General features: G+C 58.0%; 11 protein-coding genes and 3 tRNA genes. 6 read left to right on the forward strand and 8 right to left on the reverse strand.

The window, feature by feature from the left end:
- Nucleotides 1-57 precede the first annotated feature (57 nt).
- Nucleotides 58-336, reverse strand: a complete 279-nt coding sequence (locus ACR0J5_RS05055) for an NfeD family protein (protein ID WP_480651019.1) — start codon at nt 334-336, stop codon at nt 58-60.
- Complete coding sequence (locus ACR0J5_RS05060) at nt 336-1,226, reverse strand: SPFH domain-containing protein (protein ID WP_480651021.1); 891 nt, start codon at nt 1,224-1,226, stop codon at nt 336-338. Before ACR0J5_RS05060 ends, ACR0J5_RS05055 begins: the two co-directional genes overlap by 1 nt.
- Before the next feature lie 176 nt (nt 1,227-1,402).
- Between ACR0J5_RS05060 and ACR0J5_RS05065 the strand changes: the two genes are divergently transcribed.
- The 3 genes from ACR0J5_RS05065 to lon all read left to right on the forward strand — a co-directional run bounded on the left by ACR0J5_RS05065 (nt 1,403) and on the right by lon (nt 6,130).
- Complete coding sequence (locus ACR0J5_RS05065; protein WP_480651023.1) at nt 1,403-2,314, forward strand: nucleoside hydrolase; 912 nt, start codon at nt 1,403-1,405, stop codon at nt 2,312-2,314.
- Between the two features lie 63 nt (nt 2,315-2,377).
- Nucleotides 2,378-3,508, forward strand: a complete 1,131-nt coding sequence (gene tgt, locus ACR0J5_RS05070; RefSeq protein WP_480651025.1) for a tRNA guanosine(34) transglycosylase Tgt — start codon at nt 2,378-2,380, stop codon at nt 3,506-3,508.
- 213 nt (nt 3,509-3,721) lie between these two features.
- Nucleotides 3,722-6,130, forward strand: a complete 2,409-nt coding sequence (lon, locus tag ACR0J5_RS05075; protein WP_480651027.1) for an endopeptidase La — start codon at nt 3,722-3,724, stop codon at nt 6,128-6,130.
- A gap of 208 nt (nt 6,131-6,338) precedes the next feature.
- On the opposite strand, the gene ACR0J5_RS05080 is transcribed toward lon, so the two are convergent.
- Both ACR0J5_RS05080 and ACR0J5_RS05085 read right to left on the reverse strand, forming a co-directional pair.
- Nucleotides 6,339-6,413 (reverse strand) — tRNA-Val (locus ACR0J5_RS05080).
- 126 nt (nt 6,414-6,539) lie between these two features.
- A complete protein-coding gene (locus tag ACR0J5_RS05085) occupies nt 6,540-8,528 on the reverse strand; it encodes a M10 family metallopeptidase C-terminal domain-containing protein (RefSeq protein ID WP_480651029.1) in 1,989 nt (662 codons plus the stop codon).
- A 712-nt stretch (nt 8,529-9,240) separates the two neighbouring features.
- On the opposite strand from ACR0J5_RS05085, the gene ACR0J5_RS05090 reads away from it, so the two are divergent.
- The 3 genes from ACR0J5_RS05090 to uvrA all read left to right on the forward strand — a co-directional run bounded on the left by ACR0J5_RS05090 (nt 9,241) and on the right by uvrA (nt 12,473).
- Nucleotides 9,241-9,317, forward strand: a tRNA-Asp gene (locus ACR0J5_RS05090).
- Nucleotides 9,318-9,361: 44 nt separating this feature from the next.
- A tRNA-Asp gene (locus tag ACR0J5_RS05095) sits at nt 9,362-9,438 on the forward strand.
- Between the two features lie 176 nt (nt 9,439-9,614).
- Nucleotides 9,615-12,473: an excinuclease ABC subunit UvrA gene (uvrA, locus tag ACR0J5_RS05100; RefSeq protein WP_480651031.1), complete on the forward strand. Its 2,859-nt coding sequence runs from the start codon at nt 9,615-9,617 to the stop codon at nt 12,471-12,473.
- An 81-nt stretch (nt 12,474-12,554) separates the two neighbouring features.
- Here uvrA and mmsB read toward each other — a convergent pair whose 3' ends face one another.
- The 4 genes from mmsB to ACR0J5_RS05120 form a co-directional block, all read right to left on the reverse strand.
- On the reverse strand, nt 12,555-13,427 hold the full coding sequence (gene mmsB / locus ACR0J5_RS05105; RefSeq protein ID WP_480651033.1) for a 3-hydroxyisobutyrate dehydrogenase: 873 nt from the start codon (nt 13,425-13,427) through the stop codon (nt 12,555-12,557).
- Between the two features lie 3 nt (nt 13,428-13,430).
- A complete protein-coding gene (locus ACR0J5_RS05110) occupies nt 13,431-14,471 on the reverse strand; it encodes an enoyl-CoA hydratase/isomerase family protein (protein ID WP_480651035.1) in 1,041 nt (346 codons plus the stop codon).
- A gap of 7 nt (nt 14,472-14,478) precedes the next feature.
- Nucleotides 14,479-15,621 (reverse strand): acyl-CoA dehydrogenase family protein, encoded by a 1,143-nt coding sequence (locus ACR0J5_RS05115; protein ID WP_480651037.1) that lies wholly within the window; start codon nt 15,619-15,621, stop codon nt 14,479-14,481.
- Nucleotides 15,622-15,713: 92 nt separating this feature from the next.
- Nucleotides 15,714-16,829, reverse strand: coding sequence for a carboxylate-amine ligase (locus tag ACR0J5_RS05120; RefSeq protein ID WP_480651039.1), 1,116 nt, complete (start codon nt 16,827-16,829; stop codon nt 15,714-15,716).
- Between the last annotated feature and the right edge of the window lie 116 nt (nt 16,830-16,945).

Consider the following 16,945-nt stretch of genomic DNA (forward strand, 5'->3'; position numbering starts at 1 on the left):
AATGCCACCGGCAGCGTCCAGAGGCGCAATGGCGCCCGCAGGGGGCGCCATGTTGGCTTATTCGTTGATGTCGTGTCGAAAGGTTTTCACCTGACCATGGGGCAGGGCGAAAATGCGCCGCAATGCCAGCCAGGCGACCAACGACAAGGCTGCAAAGATCAACAGCAGCACAGGCAGCGAGGGCGCGATCCCCGGAACGGCCAGCAACAGACCCGTAATGGCCGCCCCGATCGCAAAGCCCAGAAAGATGAAACCGGGCAAAACGATTTCGAGTATCCCAAGCGCCAGAGCGGCAGCCAACCAAATCCACCAGGTCAGCCAGAAGGGATCAGCCATTACTTGCCTCCTTTCAGCATATTGAAGGCGTTACCAAAGGCCTCCAGCGCATTTGCGGGCAACACGATGGTTTGCGAGCCGGTGCCATTGCCCAAAGCATTCAACGCCTCAACCTGCTTCAAGGCAACCTGATACTGCGCGGCCTCGATGCCATTGTCCTGAATGGCCTTGGCGACCACGCCGGTGGCATAGGCTTCGGCCTCGGCCTGAATGCGGCGGGCTTTGGCAGTTTGTTCCGCGGCATACAGCTCGGCATCGGCGTTCAGCTCGACCGCGCGTTTCTGGCCTTCGGCCTCGGTCACCTGTGCCCGGCGGGCGCGTTCGGCGTTCAGCTGCTGCAACATCGCATCGCGGGTGGCCTGATCCAGATTCACGTCCAGAATCTCGGCCCGGGTCACTTCGATGCCCCAGTCATCGACAGCGGTTTCAACGCTTTCCTGAATGCGCGTGATCAACTGGGCGCGGTTCGATTGCACCTCATCCAGATCCATTTTACCTATCTCGGCCCGCACGATCCCTGCCACGGTGGTCGCAATCGCGCCATCGACGTCGCGGATACGGTACACCGTCTTTTCCGGCTCAAGAATGCGATAAAACACCGAGGTATCGATCTGCACCAACACGTTGTCCTTGGTGATCGCGTCCTGTGTCGCATTGGGCAACTGACGTTCCAGAATGGATATCTTGTGGCGTGCAACGTCCAGAAACGGAACGATAAAGTTAATGCCCGGCCCCAGGACCGAGTGCAGGCGGCCGAACCGTTCGACCACGTATTTCTCGGATTGTGGAACGATCTTGATGCCTTTGAACGTGACGACGATCAGCAGCACCGCCCCAAGCACAAAGATGATGTTCGAGGTCAACAGCCCAATAATCTGTTCTTCTGTCATAACTGTCCTCTTATTATTGTGTACTATTGTATACATATGGGGATCGAGTCGCCCGATTTCAACTTTGGTATGAGGCGATCTGGTGCGGATGCAAATCTTTGAGATGCCCGGTTTCCTGCGGAAGTTTCAAATTGTGACCGCTTTGCATCCCACCTTGTTTGCGGTATCGCGCTGGGATGAAACTGATCATCGATACAGACCCCGGCATCGACGATGCCATGGCCATCGCCTATGCAGCCGCAGCACCCGAGATTGAACTGATCGGGTTGACCACGGTGTTCGGCAATACGCATGTGCACCAATCCAGCCGCAACGCGCGATTTTTGTTGGATAAACTGGGGTTGACGATACCCGTGGCCGAAGGCGCCTCGGTACCGATGGGTCGGGATTTCCACGCTCCGTCCGAGCATGTGCATGGTCCCGAAGGCTTTGGCGATATCATAGATATTCCCGAGATCGGCGCCAATCATGATCTCTCTGCTGCCGAGTTCCTCGTCGACATGGCGCGCCGTCACAAGAGTGAGGTGGTGGTTTGCGCCGTGGGACCATTGACCAATATCGCAGCAGCGATGGAGCTGGATGCGGAGTTCGCGCGCAACATCAAACGCTTGGTCATCATGGGTGGCGCGGTTTATTGCTCCGGTAATATCACGTCTCATGCCGAGGCGAATATCTATCACGATGCGCAGGCGGCAGATATCGTCTTTGCTACTCCGCCGGAAACGGTGCTGGTGGGGTTAGATGTGACTTTGAAAACGCTTTACGAAGCTGCCGATTTTAAAGCTCTGGCGCAGCGATCCCCCGGGATGGGCGGATTTCTACGGGACATTTCCCTTTTTTATCTGAAATTCTACAAAGAGATTGGCGGTTTGGAAGGCTGTGGCCTGCATGATTCAACGGCAGTGATCGCCTGTACCCATGAACCCCTGTTCGACACGGTGCAAACCGGCCTGAACGTTGTGACCGAAGGCCCCGAGATCGGTGCGACGCGCCCGGACCCCGCGCGGCCTGCGGTCCGGGTCTGTCAGGATGTTGACGGGGCAGGGGTGGTACAACTGTTTACGGAACGTGTCGCCTCGTTGCCCTGACCGCTTGCAAAGATCGGACAGATCGGGCAAATGCTGCCCGGTTCAGCGACCCCGAGGCATCCCATGACCGAGCGTTTTTCTTTTGACCTGAAAGCCACCGACGGCAAGGCGAGAACCGGCGTGATCAACACGCCGCGGGGCGAGGTGCGAACGCCCGCTTTTATGCCTGTGGGGACGGCAGCGACGGTCAAGGCGATGATGCCGGAAAGCGTGCGCGCGACGGGGGCAGATATTCTGCTGGGCAACACCTATCACCTGATGCTGCGCCCAACGGCTGAGCGGATCGACCGGCTGGGCGGGTTGCACACGTTCATGAATTGGGAACGGCCGATCCTGACGGACTCGGGCGGGTTTCAGGTCATGTCGCTGGCCGGGCTTCGCAAGCTGACCGAAAAGGGCGTGACCTTCAAATCCCATGTGGACGGCTCAAAACACGAGTTGACGCCGGAGCGGTCGATGGAAATTCAGCGCCTGCTGGGGTCCGACATCGTGATGTGTTTCGACGAATGCCCGGCGCTGCCCGCAGATCGCGACCGGATCGCTGAATCCATGCGCCTGTCGATGCGGTGGGCCGAGCGTTCGCGTGAGGCGTTCGGAGATCGCCCCGGCCATGCGCTGTTCGGCATCATGCAGGGTGGTCTGGAACAAGACCTGCGCGAAGAAAGCGCCGAGGCGCTGAAACAGATCGGTTTTGAGGGCTACGCCGTGGGTGGTCTGGCCGTGGGCGAAGGGCAGGAGGCCATGTTCGGCTGCCTGGACTATGCGCCCGATTTCCTGCCCGCCGACAGGCCCCGCTATCTGATGGGCGTGGGCAAGCCCGATGACATCGTTGGCGCTGTGGCGCGCGGGATCGACATGATGGACTGCGTTCTGCCCTCACGTTCAGGGCGCACGGGGCAGGTTTTCACGCGCTATGGCGTGGTCAACATCAAGAACGCCCGCCACGCTGATGACCCGCGCCCGTTGGACGAACACTGCACATGTCCGGCCTGTTCCAACTATTCGCGGGCCTACCTGCACCACGTATTCCGCTCGAACGAGATGATCTCGGGCATGCTGCTGACCTGGCACAACCTGCACTACTTCCAAGAGATCATGCAGGGCATGCGCGACGCGATTGCGGCGGGCACGTTTGGCGCTTGGCAGGCCACGTTCCATGCGCAACGCGCGCAGGGCGATATCGAACCACTTTGATCGCCCGGAAATTGCCCGGCGGTACAAAATCGGTGGATATGTCGTTCGGGTGCCTTGCAGTCCGGAAAACCTCGGGTCATTCTGATCCCTGAGACATGGCGGTAAGGTTGAAAAAGGGCGATGAGGCCCCACCTTTACCGTCCAAGACAGGAGATGGCCGAGCGTTGCCTTATTCAGGGACCGGAGCCATCTTGCCAACGATAAGGATTGAGCATGCAAGAGCCCCTTAATTCCTCATACCCCGTACTTCCGCTGCGCGATATTGTGGTGTTCCCACACATGATCGTGCCGCTGTTCGTGGGTCGGGAAAAATCCGTCCGTGCACTGGAAGAAGTGATGCAGGACGACAAGCAGATTTTGCTGTCCAGCCAGATTGACCCAGGTGATGATGACCCGGCTGTTGATGGCATTTACAACGCTGGTGTTCTGGCCAACGTTCTGCAATTGCTGAAACTGCCCGATGGCACTGTGAAGGTGCTGGTTGAAGGGCAAGCCCGGGTGAAGATCACGGAATTTCTTGAAAACGATCAGTTTTTCGAAGCTCGTGCAGAATACCTGACGGAAATCCCCGGCGACGTCACCACGACCGAGGCGCTGCTGCGCACTGTCGCGGATGAGTTCGAGCGTTACGCCAAAGTGCGCAAGAACATCCCCGAAGAAGCGCTGACCGCCGTGGGTGAGACCACCGAACCCGCCAAGTTGGCCGATCTGGTTTCGGGCCATCTGGGCATTGAGGTCGAACAAAAGCAGGAATTGCTTGAGACGCTGTCGGTCAGTGAGCGGCTGGAGAAGGTCTATGGCCTGATGCAGGGCGAAATGTCGGTTCTGCAGGTCGAGAAAAAGATCAAGACCCGCGTCAAATCCCAGATGGAGAAGACCCAGCGCGAATACTATCTGAATGAGCAGATGAAGGCCATTCAGAAAGAGCTGGGCGACGGCGAAGACGGCAGCAACGAGGTTGCTGAGCTGGAAGAGAAAATCGCCGAGACCAAGCTGTCGAAAGAGGCCCGCGAAAAGGCCGAAGGTGAGCTGAAAAAGCTCAAGAACATGTCGCCGATGTCGGCCGAGGCCACGGTTGTGCGTAACTACCTCGACTGGATTCTGGCCTTGCCGTGGGGCACCAAATCCCGCGTCAAAAAGGACCTGGGCCGTGCGCAGGACATTCTGGACGCCGATCACTACGGGCTTGAGAAGGTCAAAGAGCGGATCGTTGAATATCTGGCGGTTCAGCAGCGTTCGAAAAAGCTGAAAGGCCCGATCCTGTGCCTTGTTGGTCCTCCGGGTGTGGGTAAAACCTCGCTGGGCAAGTCGGTTGCCAAAGCCACGGGGCGCGAGTTCATTCGCATCTCGTTGGGTGGTGTGCGTGATGAATCCGAGATCCGGGGCCACCGTCGGACCTATATCGGGTCGATGCCGGGTAAGATCATCCAGTCGCTGAAAAAGGCGAAAACTACGAACCCGCTGATCTTGCTGGATGAAATCGACAAGATGGGCCAGGATTTCCGTGGCGACCCGGCCTCGGCCATGTTGGAAGTGTTGGACCCGGAACAGAACAGCACGTTCATGGACCACTACTTGGAGGTCGAATATGACCTATCCAACGTGATGTTCCTGACCACGTCGAACAGCTATAACATGCCCGGGCCTCTGCTGGACCGGATGGAGATCATTCCGCTTGCCGGTTACACCGAGGAAGAAAAGAGCGAAATCGCGAAACAGCACCTGATCAGCAAGCAGGTCAAGAACCATGGCTTGAAAGCCAAGGAGTTTGAGCTGACCGACGAGGCGCTGCAATCCATCATCCGCACCTATACCCGTGAGGCGGGTGTGCGGAATCTGGAGCGTGAGATCGCCAAGGTGGCCCGGAAATCGCTGACCAAGATCATCAAGAAAGAGGCCGACTCCGTCACGGTGACGCCTGACAATCTGGATGAGTTCCTTGGCGTGCCCAAATACCGCTATGGTCTGGCCGAACAGGACGATCAGGTCGGCGTTGTGACCGGTCTGGCCTATACGTCGGTCGGCGGCGATCTGCTGCATATCGAGGCGCTGAAACTGCCCGGCAAGGGGCGAATGAAGACGACAGGTAAGCTGGGCGATGTGATGAAGGAATCCATCGATGCGGCGTCGTCTTATGTGCGGTCAATCTCACCTCAGATCGGGGTAAAACCGCCCAAATTCGACTCGTTGGACATCCACGTCCACGTGCCGGATGGGGCAACGCCCAAGGATGGTCCGTCTGCGGGGTTGGCGATGGTGACGTCGATCGTCTCGGTGCTGACAGGCATTCCGGTCCGCAAGGACATCGCGATGACGGGTGAGGTGTCCTTGCGCGGTAACGCGATGCCGATCGGCGGGTTGAAGGAAAAACTGCTGGCGGCGCTGCGTGGTGGCATCAAGACCGTTCTGATCCCGGAAGAAAACGAAAAGGATCTGGCGGACATCCCTGACAACGTGAAGGAAGGGTTGGAGATCATTCCAGTGACCCACGTGTCTGAGGTGCTGAAACGGGCCCTTGTTCGTGAACCGGAGCCGATTGAATGGGATGAGGCGGCCGAAGAAGCTGCGGCGGCAGCGGCCAAAGCCGCCGAGAGCACAAGCCCATCTGCCACAGCGCACTAACCAAACAAAAAGGCGGGGACGACCCCGCCTTTTCTTTTCGCACCAGACGTTCTGGCGCGCGGGGGCCGCAAAGTGCTTCATAGCTTCTTCTGAAAAAACAGCGATTAACGCGCTGATATTGATGCGTTCTTGCTGTTTTGGAATTCCCAAAAAAGAAATACACAGCGAAACAGTCGCACTATTTTTCGTAAGACTCTAAAGGGAAGAATGGTGGGTGATAAGAGATTTGAACTCCTGACATCTTCGATGTGAACGAAGCGCTCTACCACTGAGCTAATCACCCTTGGACCCGGCTGTTATAGCGAGTCCGAACGTTCTGCAAGAGTCGATTTCCATTTTCGACCAAAGCGGGCAGTCAAAACACAAGCGCCCGACATTTTGCCGGGCGCTGGCCTGATTTTTGGGGGAGTCAGAGGATGAAATCGTCAGCCGTCAGGTCGATTGCACCCTTTAGCTTGATGACCATCTCTGGTTCGCTGTCGCCATCTGTGTCGATAAAGACAATCGTCTGATCAAGGGCGGAATTGGCGTAGTCTTGCTTGATATAGTAGATTTCGCCGTCATCCGATGTGCTGATCGGAGAGGTGCCGTTGAAGACAAATTCCTGATCACCGCTCAGCGTTGCGTTGGCGTCGATTGCGCTCAGGTCGATTTTGTCCTGACCCTGTGTGAAGTCAGTGATGACGTCCGCCAGTTTCCCGCGGTCGCCACTGTCGGTGACGGCGTTGAAGACAAATGTGTCGGTGCCGTTGCCACCGCCCATGATATCAAGCCCTTCGCCGCCGGTGACTGTGTCGGCGCCTCTGCGGCCGTAGATCTTGTCATCACCGTCACCGCCTGAGATCGTATCTGCACCTCTGCCGGCCCAGATGGTATCTGCTCCATTACCGCCAGTGACGTCGTCATTGCCATCGCCAGTGTAAATAGTGTCTGAACCATCGCCGCCCGAGACCTGGTCGTTGCCGATGCCTGCGTCGATTGTGTCCCAGCCATTGCCGCCCGAGATGTTGTCGTCGCCGTCGCCGGAAATGATATTGTCCCAACCGTTGTCGCCGCTGATGGTATCGTTTCCAAGACCTCCGCGGATGACGTCCCAGCCGAGACCACCAGAGATGGTGTCATTGCCGCCGCCGCCGTAAAGCGTATCTACCCCATCCAGACCGTTCAGAGTGTCGTCGCCATTGTAACCATAGAACGTATTCGCAGATGCGTTTCCGGTGAACTGGTCGCCTTGCGCGGTACCGGACAGGTTTTCGATCCCAGAGATCGTGTCATTGCCATACCCTGTGTTTTGCGCAGTGGTGATGGAAAGGTTTACGCTTGCAGCGGCCGTCCCGGTGAACACCAGTGTATCGGTACCTTCGCCCCCGGCAATAAGATCGTTGCCGTCACCATTTTTCGCAATGAACTTGTCCCAGCCTTGGCCGCCTGAGATGTCGTCGTTCCCCAATCCACCGTTCAGAGAGTCATTGCCGTTTCCGCCCCGGACAATGTCATTGCCGCCGTCTGACGAGATGACATCGTTTCCGCCATTACCGGCGATATAGTTTGCAGAGGAGTTTCCATACAGGAAATCGCCAGCGTGCCCGCCGATTGCGTTTTCGATGACAACGCCATTGGCAATCGTAAACCCGCCGCTGACGCCGAATGCGTGCGAGGGGGATCCACCTGCGTCGTGCCCTTCCAGATCGGCGGCTTTCAGGTTGATCTTAACGCCTTTCCAAAGTCCCGCGGCCGAAATCGTATCATTGCCGCCGGTGTCCCAAATGGCTTGCCAGAAGGTACCGGCAGCGTTGGCGCCTTTCAGCGAATAGACATTGTTGCCTGTGTTATGCGCCTTGGTTCCATAGATCGCCTGAAGGGCCGCGATATCCAGCGCCATGGGCCCCCCGACGCCGCCGAAGTTGTTGGACGGCAGCGGCATAACCTGAGGGTAGCCCGAGTTATAGGACATGATCGTGAAAATGGCCTGATTCTGACCGTCGGTGCCGTAGTCGCCGAACTCTCCGGTCACTCCCGGGAAAACGGACGAGCCACCGCCATTGTCATGAGGGTGCGCCAGCCCCAGGCCATGCAGGATCTCATGAACAATGGTTGCAAAACCTTCGCCACCTCTGCCAAGGGCCGCAGGCGCAAAAAGGGGCGTTTCGTAATTGAAGAAGCCAAACAGGGTGTTGATGCCAAAATCATCCTGCAGCAGGGGTTTATCTCCGGGAACCTGATGGGCGCCCAGGACCCCCGGTGAACCAAAGAAATCGTCCGCTACCAAACCCCAGGAGATGTTTTCATAATTCGCGCCTTGGGGGGTGAGGAAGGGAACCTCGACAAAGGTAACGGGAATGAAGGTTTCGATCAGATCAAGCGCTTTGCGAAAGGCCTGTTTTTCGAAATTCGACATATTCTTGAAGGCGCTAACGGAATTGTTCCCAAAAGAATATGTAATTGTTCCGGCAGGTCCACCGACATTGGTGTTCACATCCCAAGAGTTGCCCCAAATCAGACCGTCGACGTAGACGTGCCCGGTTAGGGTTCCACCCGGATTGGTTGTTGCTACAGCCATAACTATAACCTTCGTTGCTTATAACGCAGACGATAACGCCTCATGAAACAACATTTTCGAATGCGTTGATTTTACCTACTTTTCCCGCGAAAAACCCACGGATGTTTTCTGATCCCACTTTCAATTCGAAACCAGGAGATGCAAGCCCATAGAGTGTTTTTCTGTTGTTTTGGCGCCTCGTGTAACCTGTTGCACACGCATTGTGGCTGAAAAATGGCGACCCAATAAACGTGATCGAAACGCGGTGTACATAGCCTGGAATTAAAGGGCGGTTATGTATGGGCTTGTTTCGCGCCATACACTTTTTACGTGTCCTTGTCGGAGGTGCCGGTGCCCGGATTCGGATCCCGCTCTGAGGCATCCGATCCAGGTTTGAAATGGGGTGTTATGGAAACGAAAGCGCTGACATCTGGCCACATCCGCAAATCGTTAGGCGTTGAGCGGTCTGGAAACAAAATCACCGTTCGACGAAAAAACTTCAAAACGCCGCTTGACGATGTCGGGGCGTGGCCATAATACACCCCAACGTTCAGCAACGAACGGGCAGCGGGCGGTTGTAGCTCAGTTGGTTAGAGTACCGGCCTGTCACGCCGGGGGTCGCGGGTTCGAGCCCCGTCAACCGCGCCATCGCTGCCATCCTTGGTCCAGGACAAAGGCCGTGAAATAGATGCGCGGTTGTAGCTCAGTTGGTTAGAGTACCGGCCTGTCACGCCGGGGGTCGCGGGTTCGAGCCCCGTCAACCGCGCCATTTCATTCTTCAAAAGGCAAAAAACTATCTAATGGTCGGCTCAGCGCGCCGGATCGATAATCCCGTGTCAGGAGATGTCGGCAATAATCCTTCAGTTCACACTTTGTTCTAACTTTTCTGTTGGAGACTCGGTGCCGCTCGCCTATTTCTAGGACACTTGTGTGTTGGGGGCCAAAATGGCTGAGCTGAAGAATATCGAGGTGCGCGGCGCGCGTGAACATAACCTCAAGGGCATCGATGTAGACATCCCGCGGGATCAGCTGGTGGTGATCACCGGTCTGTCCGGGTCGGGTAAGTCGTCTTTGGCGTTTGACACGATCTATGCCGAAGGGCAGCGGCGCTATGTCGAAAGCCTGTCGGCCTATGCGCGGCAGTTTCTGGATATGATGGAAAAGCCGGATGTCGATCACATCAGCGGCCTGTCCCCGGCGATTTCGATTGAACAGAAAACCACGTCGAAAAACCCGCGCTCGACCGTTGGTACGGTGACTGAGATTTACGACTACCTGCGCCTTTTGTTTGCCCGCGCAGGAACGCCTTACAGCCCCGCCACAGGCCAGCCGATTGAGGCCCAGCAGGTGCAGGACATGGTCGACCGCATCATGACGATGGAGGAGGGCACGCGCGGCTATCTTCTGGCCCCCATCGTGCGGGACCGGAAAGGGGAATACAAAAAAGAATTCCTCGAACTGCGCAAACAGGGTTTTCAGCGCGTGAAGGTGGATGGTGAGTTTTATGAACTCGACACGCCGCCCACGCTGGACAAGAAGTTCCGCCACGACATCGACGTGGTTGTTGATCGCCTTGTCGTGCGCGAAGGGATGGAGACGCGGCTGGCCGACAGTCTGCGCACCGCTTTGGATCTGGCGGATGGCATTGCGATTCTGGAAACCGCCCCGAAAGAGGGTGACCCGGAGCGGATTACCTTCAGCGAAAATTTTGCCTGTCCGGTCAGTGGCTTCACGATTCCTGAAATCGAACCCCGCCTGTTTTCGTTCAACGCGCCCTTCGGGGCCTGCCCGGATTGCGACGGTTTGGGGGTTGAGCTGTTCTTTGACGAACGTCTCGTGGTGCCGGACCAGACACTGAAACTCTATGACGGGGCCTTAGCGCCCTGGCGCAAGGGCAAGTCCCCGTATTTCCTGCAAACCATCGAGGCCATCGCGCGCCACTACGAGTTCGACAAGAATACGCCCTGGAAAGACCTGCCTGCGAAGGTGCAGCAGGTGTTTTTGCGCGGGTCCGGGGATGAGGAAATCCAGTTCCGCTATGACGAAGGCGGGCGGGTGTATCAGGTTACACGCAGCTTTGAAGGCGTGATTCCCAATATGGAACGCCGCTATCGCGAAACCGACAGCGCGTGGATTCGCGAGGAATTTGAACGTTATCAGAACAACCGTCCTTGCGGGGCCTGCGAGGGCTATCGCCTGCGTCCCGAGGCGCTGGCAGTCAAGATTGCGGGTCTGCATGTGGGGCAGGTGGTTCAGATGTCGATCCGCGAGGCTTTGGCCTGGGTCGAGGACGCCCCGAACCATCTGAGCGTGCAGAAAAACGAAATCGCGCGGGCGATTTTGAAAGAGATTCGCGAGCGTTTGGGTTTCCTGAATAATGTGGGTTTGGAATATCTTACGCTGTCACGTTCAAGCGGCACGCTCTCGGGCGGTGAGAGTCAGCGTATCCGTCTGGCCAGCCAGATCGGCTCGGGCCTGACAGGCGTTCTGTATGTTCTTGACGAGCCTTCTATCGGCTTGCATCAGCGCGACAATGACCGGTTGCTCGGCACGCTCAAGAACCTGCGCGATCAGGGCAATACGGTGATCGTGGTCGAACATGACGAAGAAGCGATCCGCGAGGCGGACTACGTATTCGACATCGGCCCCGGTGCTGGTGTGCATGGCGGGCAGGTCGTCAGCGAGGGCACACCGGCTGAGATCGCGGCGGACGCGGCCTCGATGACCGGACAATACCTTTCAGGCACGCGAGAGATTGCGGTTCCGACCACCCGGCGTAAGGGCAACAAGAAGAAGGTCAAGGTCGTCAAGGCGACGGGCAACAACCTCAAAAACGTCACGGCCGAGTTTCCGCTGGGCAAGTTTGTCTGTGTGACTGGCGTGTCCGGCGGCGGGAAGTCGACGCTTACGATCGAGACACTGTTCAAGACCGCCTCAATGCGCTTGAACGGCGCGCGTCAAACGCCCGCGCCTTGTGAAACGATCAAAGGGTTGGAGCATCTGGACAAGGTCATCGACATTGACCAACGTCCGATCGGGCGGACTCCGCGTTCGAATCCAGCAACTTACACCGGGGCCTTCACCCCGATTCGCGACTGGTTCGCCGGTCTGCCCGAGGCCAAGGCACGCGGTTATAAGCCGGGGCGGTTCAGCTTTAACGTCAAGGGTGGTCGGTGCGAGGCCTGTCAGGGCGACGGTGTCATCAAGATCGAGATGCACTTTCTGCCCGACGTCTATGTGACCTGCGAAACCTGCAAAGGCGCGCGCTACAACCGCGAAACGCTTGAGATCAAATTCAAGGGCAAGTCCATCGCTGATGTCCTTGATATGACAGTGGAAGACGCGCAGGACTTCTTCAAGGCCGTGCCCTCGATCCGGGACAAGATGGATGCTTTGGCGCGGGTTGGGCTGGGCTATATCAAAGTCGGTCAGCAGGCGACGACCCTGTCCGGCGGTGAAGCGCAGCGGGTGAAGCTGTCCAAGGAGCTTTCCAAACGCTCAACCGGGCGGACACTGTATATTCTGGACGAGCCGACAACGGGTCTGCATTTCGAAGATGTGCGCAAGCTGTTGGAAGTACTGCATGAACTGGTTGATCAGGGTAACACCGTCGTGGTGATCGAGCACAATCTGGACGTGGTGAAGACTGCAGACCACATTATCGACATCGGCCCCGAAGGCGGTGACGGAGGCGGTGAGATTGTCGCAACCGGCACCCCCGAGGATGTGGCCGCGGTCGAGCGCAGCCACACTGGGCGGTATCTGAAACCGATGCTGGACAGCGCTCGGGTAGCAGCTGAGTGAGTGTTATCAGTTCGAATTTTGCGAGGCTCTGCCTCGCGCTCCGGGATATTTTTGGACAGATGAACAGAGGATCGGGGGACTTTAACCCCGTCCCCGTTTTTCGAACCGGGGCAGCATTGCACTGAAGTCTTTGCCTAGCCCGTTCTCGGATTCGACAAACTGTTCATAGAGCGCGGTTGCGATCTGCCCCATTGGCGTATCCGCATCCGCGCTTTCGGCGGCTTGCTGGCTGAGGCGCAGGTCTTTCATCATCAGTTCCGCGGCGAATCCGGGTTGGTAATCGTTATCGGCCGGGCTGCTTGGGCCAACGCCCGGGGCTGGGCAATAGGCATTCATGGTCCAGCTATAGCCCGAGGACGTGCTGACGACATCGAACATCTTTTGCCGGTCCAATCCCAGCTTGTCGGCGAGGGCAAACGCTTCGCAGGTTGCGATCATGGTGACGCCCAAAATCATGTTGTTGCAGATTTTCGCCGCCTGACCTGCGCCGGAGTCGCCGCAATGCACGGCTTTTTGGCCCATGATGTCGAACAGAGGCTCAGCTTTGGCAAAGGCATCAGCGCTGCCGCCGGCCATGAAAGTCAGCGTCCCGGCGGCTGCACCGCCAATGCCGCCGGACACAGGCGCGTCGACAGCCAGAATTCCGGCCTTGCCCGCCTGATCCGCGACGGCGCGCGCGCTGTCCACGTCCACGGTCGAGCAATCGATCCAGACGGAACCGGATTGAATCGCCGGGACGATCTCATCCGCGACCGCACGCAGGATCTGCCCATTCGGAAGCATGGTGATGACGATCTCGGCCCCCGCAGCGGCCTCGGCCCCGGAACTGGCCATGCTGACGCCTGCGACGTCGACATCCGCCATGTCAAAGCCGGCGACCTCATGCCCGGCCTTGGCCAGATTGGCAGCCATAGGGTTGCCCATGTTGCCCAGGCCGATAAATCCGATTTTCATCTCTTACGTCTCCTCAAAAGTCAGCATGTCTTTGCCCAATGGCTGCAACATTTTGGACACTGCAACGCAGGGAACAGGCTGATCGGCATATTTCCACTGTGGGTTTCTGTCCTTGTCGATGATCTGGGCGCGGATGCCTTCCAGAAAATCGCCATGCTCCATGGCGCGGAATGTATAGCGATACTCCATTTCCAACGCTTTGCGCTGGGTCAGGCTGGGTCCGCGCAGACGGTGGAGGGCCTCAACCGTGCAGGCCATCGAAAGCGGCGCGTTGCGGGCCATGAGCTTGCGGGCTTCTGTCGCGATGGCGCGGTCGGAATGGGACAGGTTGTTCAGGATGTCCGCCAGAGTTTCCCCATCAAAGCAGGCGTCGATGTCAGCCTGCATCCGTTCCAGATCACCATCAGCAGGCGGGCAGGCGTGCTTTTGCAAAATCTCGGGGTCGCCTGAGGCCTCAAGCAGTTCAATCAGATCAGGCCAGTCTGCAAGCGGAATGTAGTGATCGGCGAAGCCCGCAAAGATGGCGTCCGCGGGCCCCATGCGATGGCCCGTGGTGCCCAGATATTCGCCCAACCGCCCCGGCGCCAGCGCCAGCATCAGCGTGCTACCCACATCTGGAATCAAACCGATTGAGCATTCAGGCAGCGCAATTTTTGAGCTTTCGCCGACGATCCGGTGGCTGCCGTGACAGCCGATGCCAACGCCGCCACCCATGGTGAAGCCCTGCAGGAAACTGATGATCGGCTTGGGGTATTCAAAGATCAGCGCGTTCAGGCGGTACTCGTCCCGCCAGAAGGTGCGACCATAGGCGTAGTCACCTTTGATGCCCGAGGCGTAAAGGTCCGCAATATCACCCCCGGCGCAAAAGGCTTTGTCGCCCTCGGCATCCAGAATGATCACATCTACCGTGTCATCCTCGCGCCAGTTGCGCAGCGCGGTGTCGATGGACATGCACATGTCATAGGTCAGCGCATTCAGCGCCTTGGGGCGGGTCAGGGTGATGCGCCCGGCGCGGCCCGTGATGCGGATGTCGATGTCAGGCATATGCCCCTCAGCGTTCGGCAAGCAGTTGGCGGGCGACGATGACCCGCATGATTTCATTGGTGCCTTCCAGAATCTGGTGCACCCGCAGATCGCGGACCAGCTTTTCGATCCCGTAATCGGCAAGATAGCCGTAGCCACCATGCAGTTGCAGGCACTGGTCCACAACCTTCGAGCCGGTCTCGGTCACGAATTTCTTGGCCATGGCGCAGAATTTGGTGGCATCGGGCGCGCCCTGATCCAGCTTCCACGCGGCCTGCCGCAGAAAGGTACGGGCAGCTTGCAGTTCGATCTCCATATCGGCCAGCCGGAATTGCAGCGCCTGGAACTGGTCGATGGATTGGCCGAAAGCCTTGCGTTCGGACATGTATTGCAGCGTCATGTTCAGCCCGGCCTGCGCCGCGCCCAGCGAGCATGAGGCGATGTTCAGCCGCCCGCCATCCAGACCCATCATGGCATATTTGAACCCGTCGCCTTCGGTGCCCACAAGGTTGCCTGCGGGGATATGGCAATCGTCGAACTGAACCTGCGCCGTAGGCTGGCTTTTCCATCCCATTTTCTGTTCCAGCGCGCCAAAGGACAGGCCGGGGGTGCCGTCCTCGACATAGACCGTCGAGATACCCTTGGGGCCATCCTGCCCGGTGCGCACCATACATACATAGGCATCAGAATAGCCTCCGCCCGAGATAAACGCCTTGGTGCCGTTCAGCGTATAACCCTCGTTGGTGCGGTCGGCGCGGGTTTTCAGAGCGGCCGCGTCCGAGCCTGATCCGGGTTCCGTCAGGCAATAGCTGAGCACGGTGTTCAGGCTGAGTATGTCGGGCATGATGCGCGACTTCAGGTCCTCGCTGGCAAAGCTGTCCAGCATCTTGGCGCACATGTTGTGGATCGACAGAAACGCCGCGACCGAGGGGCAGGCCATCGACAATGCCTCAAACACCAGGGTGGCGTCCAGACGCGACAGGCCAGACCCGCCGCCATCTTCTGAGACATAAAGGGCGCCAAAGCCCAGCTCTCCGACTTGGGGCCATAGCTCTTTTGGGATGGTTCCATCCGATTCCCATTGGCGGGCATGTGGGGCGATGTTGTCCTGGCCGAAATCATAGGCCATGTCGAAGATCGCGGTTTGCTCTTCTGTCAGTGCAAAATCCAAGGCTTGCCTCCCACGCTGCCGAATGAATTGAACGACTGTTTATTTCCGAATTCTTACAGAAATTTTGCACGGCCAGCAATTGCGCTGTCTGGTCACAGATCGTGGTGAAATTCGTCGATCAGGTGCTGCACAACGGCTTTGCCGGGATCCTCGTGCTTGGCGACGGCTTCGGCATAGATACGGCGTTGGCGGGTGGCAGAGGTGCCGGTTTGGGCAATCTGCAAAAGGCGCGCAAGTTCGGTCATGGTGCCCAGCGCTTCGGCATCTTCGGCCAGCATGCCCATCAGTTCGCCCATCAGCTCGGGCATTGGTTTGATCGAACGGTCGCCGAAATCGATCAGACCTTCACCCACGCCATAGCGCTGTGCCCGCCAACGGTTTTCGCCGATCAGGAACTGGTCATAGTGCCGCCAGCGCAGGTTGCGATCCTTCAGCCGACACAGCATCCGGGTCAGTGCCTGCACCAAGGCGGCCAAAGACAAGGCATGCTCAAGCCGGGGCTGCACATCCATGATCCGGGTTTCCAGCGTTGGAAATCGGTGCGACGGCCGCAAATCCCACCAGATTTTCGTCGTGTCCTCGATCACGCCGAGTTCCACCAGAATACCTGTCGTTCGCTCATAATCCGCCCAGCTGGCCAAAACGGGCGGCAATCCGGTGCGCGGCAGGTTGTCAAATACGGTCAGACGGTATGAGGACAGGCCCGTATCCTCTCCGTTCCAATAGGGCGAGGAGGTGGACAGCGCCAGCAGGTGCGGCAGGAAGTAAGACAGCTGAGGCATCAGATCGGCGCGCAGGGCAGGGTCCTGAACCCCGACATGAACATGCATGCCGCAAATCAGCATCCGTCGGGCAACCCCGCCCAATGCGTGTTGCAAGGCGTCATAGCGGTCTTTGCGGGTGTGGTGCTGCTTCTTCCAATCGGCAAACGGGTGACAGGATACGGCGATCGGGGCCAGATTATACTCGGCTGCGCGTTCGGCTACGCAGGATCGCAGGCGCTTCAGGTCCTCGCGGGCGGATTTGATGGTTGTATGGGGGCGGGTGCCGACCTCAATCTGGCATTGCAGGAATTCCGGGCTGACCTGACCCTCGAAATCGGCCTGGCAGGCGTCCATCAGCGCGGCTGGGGCTTCGGCAAGTTGCAGGCTGTCGCGATCGACCAGCAGATATTCCTCTTCGATGCCCAGCGTAAAATCTTGCTGCATGGCGGCCCTCGTTTACCTAGAGCGTTTCGGGTTTTACCTGAATCACTCTGTGACACGAATGTCCCGAGAACGCCGCAGGCGTGGCAGGGTATTCGCGTCTCAAGTTAAACCCGAAA

The sequence above is a fragment of the Ruegeria sp. BE1 genome (assembly GCF_056538885.1).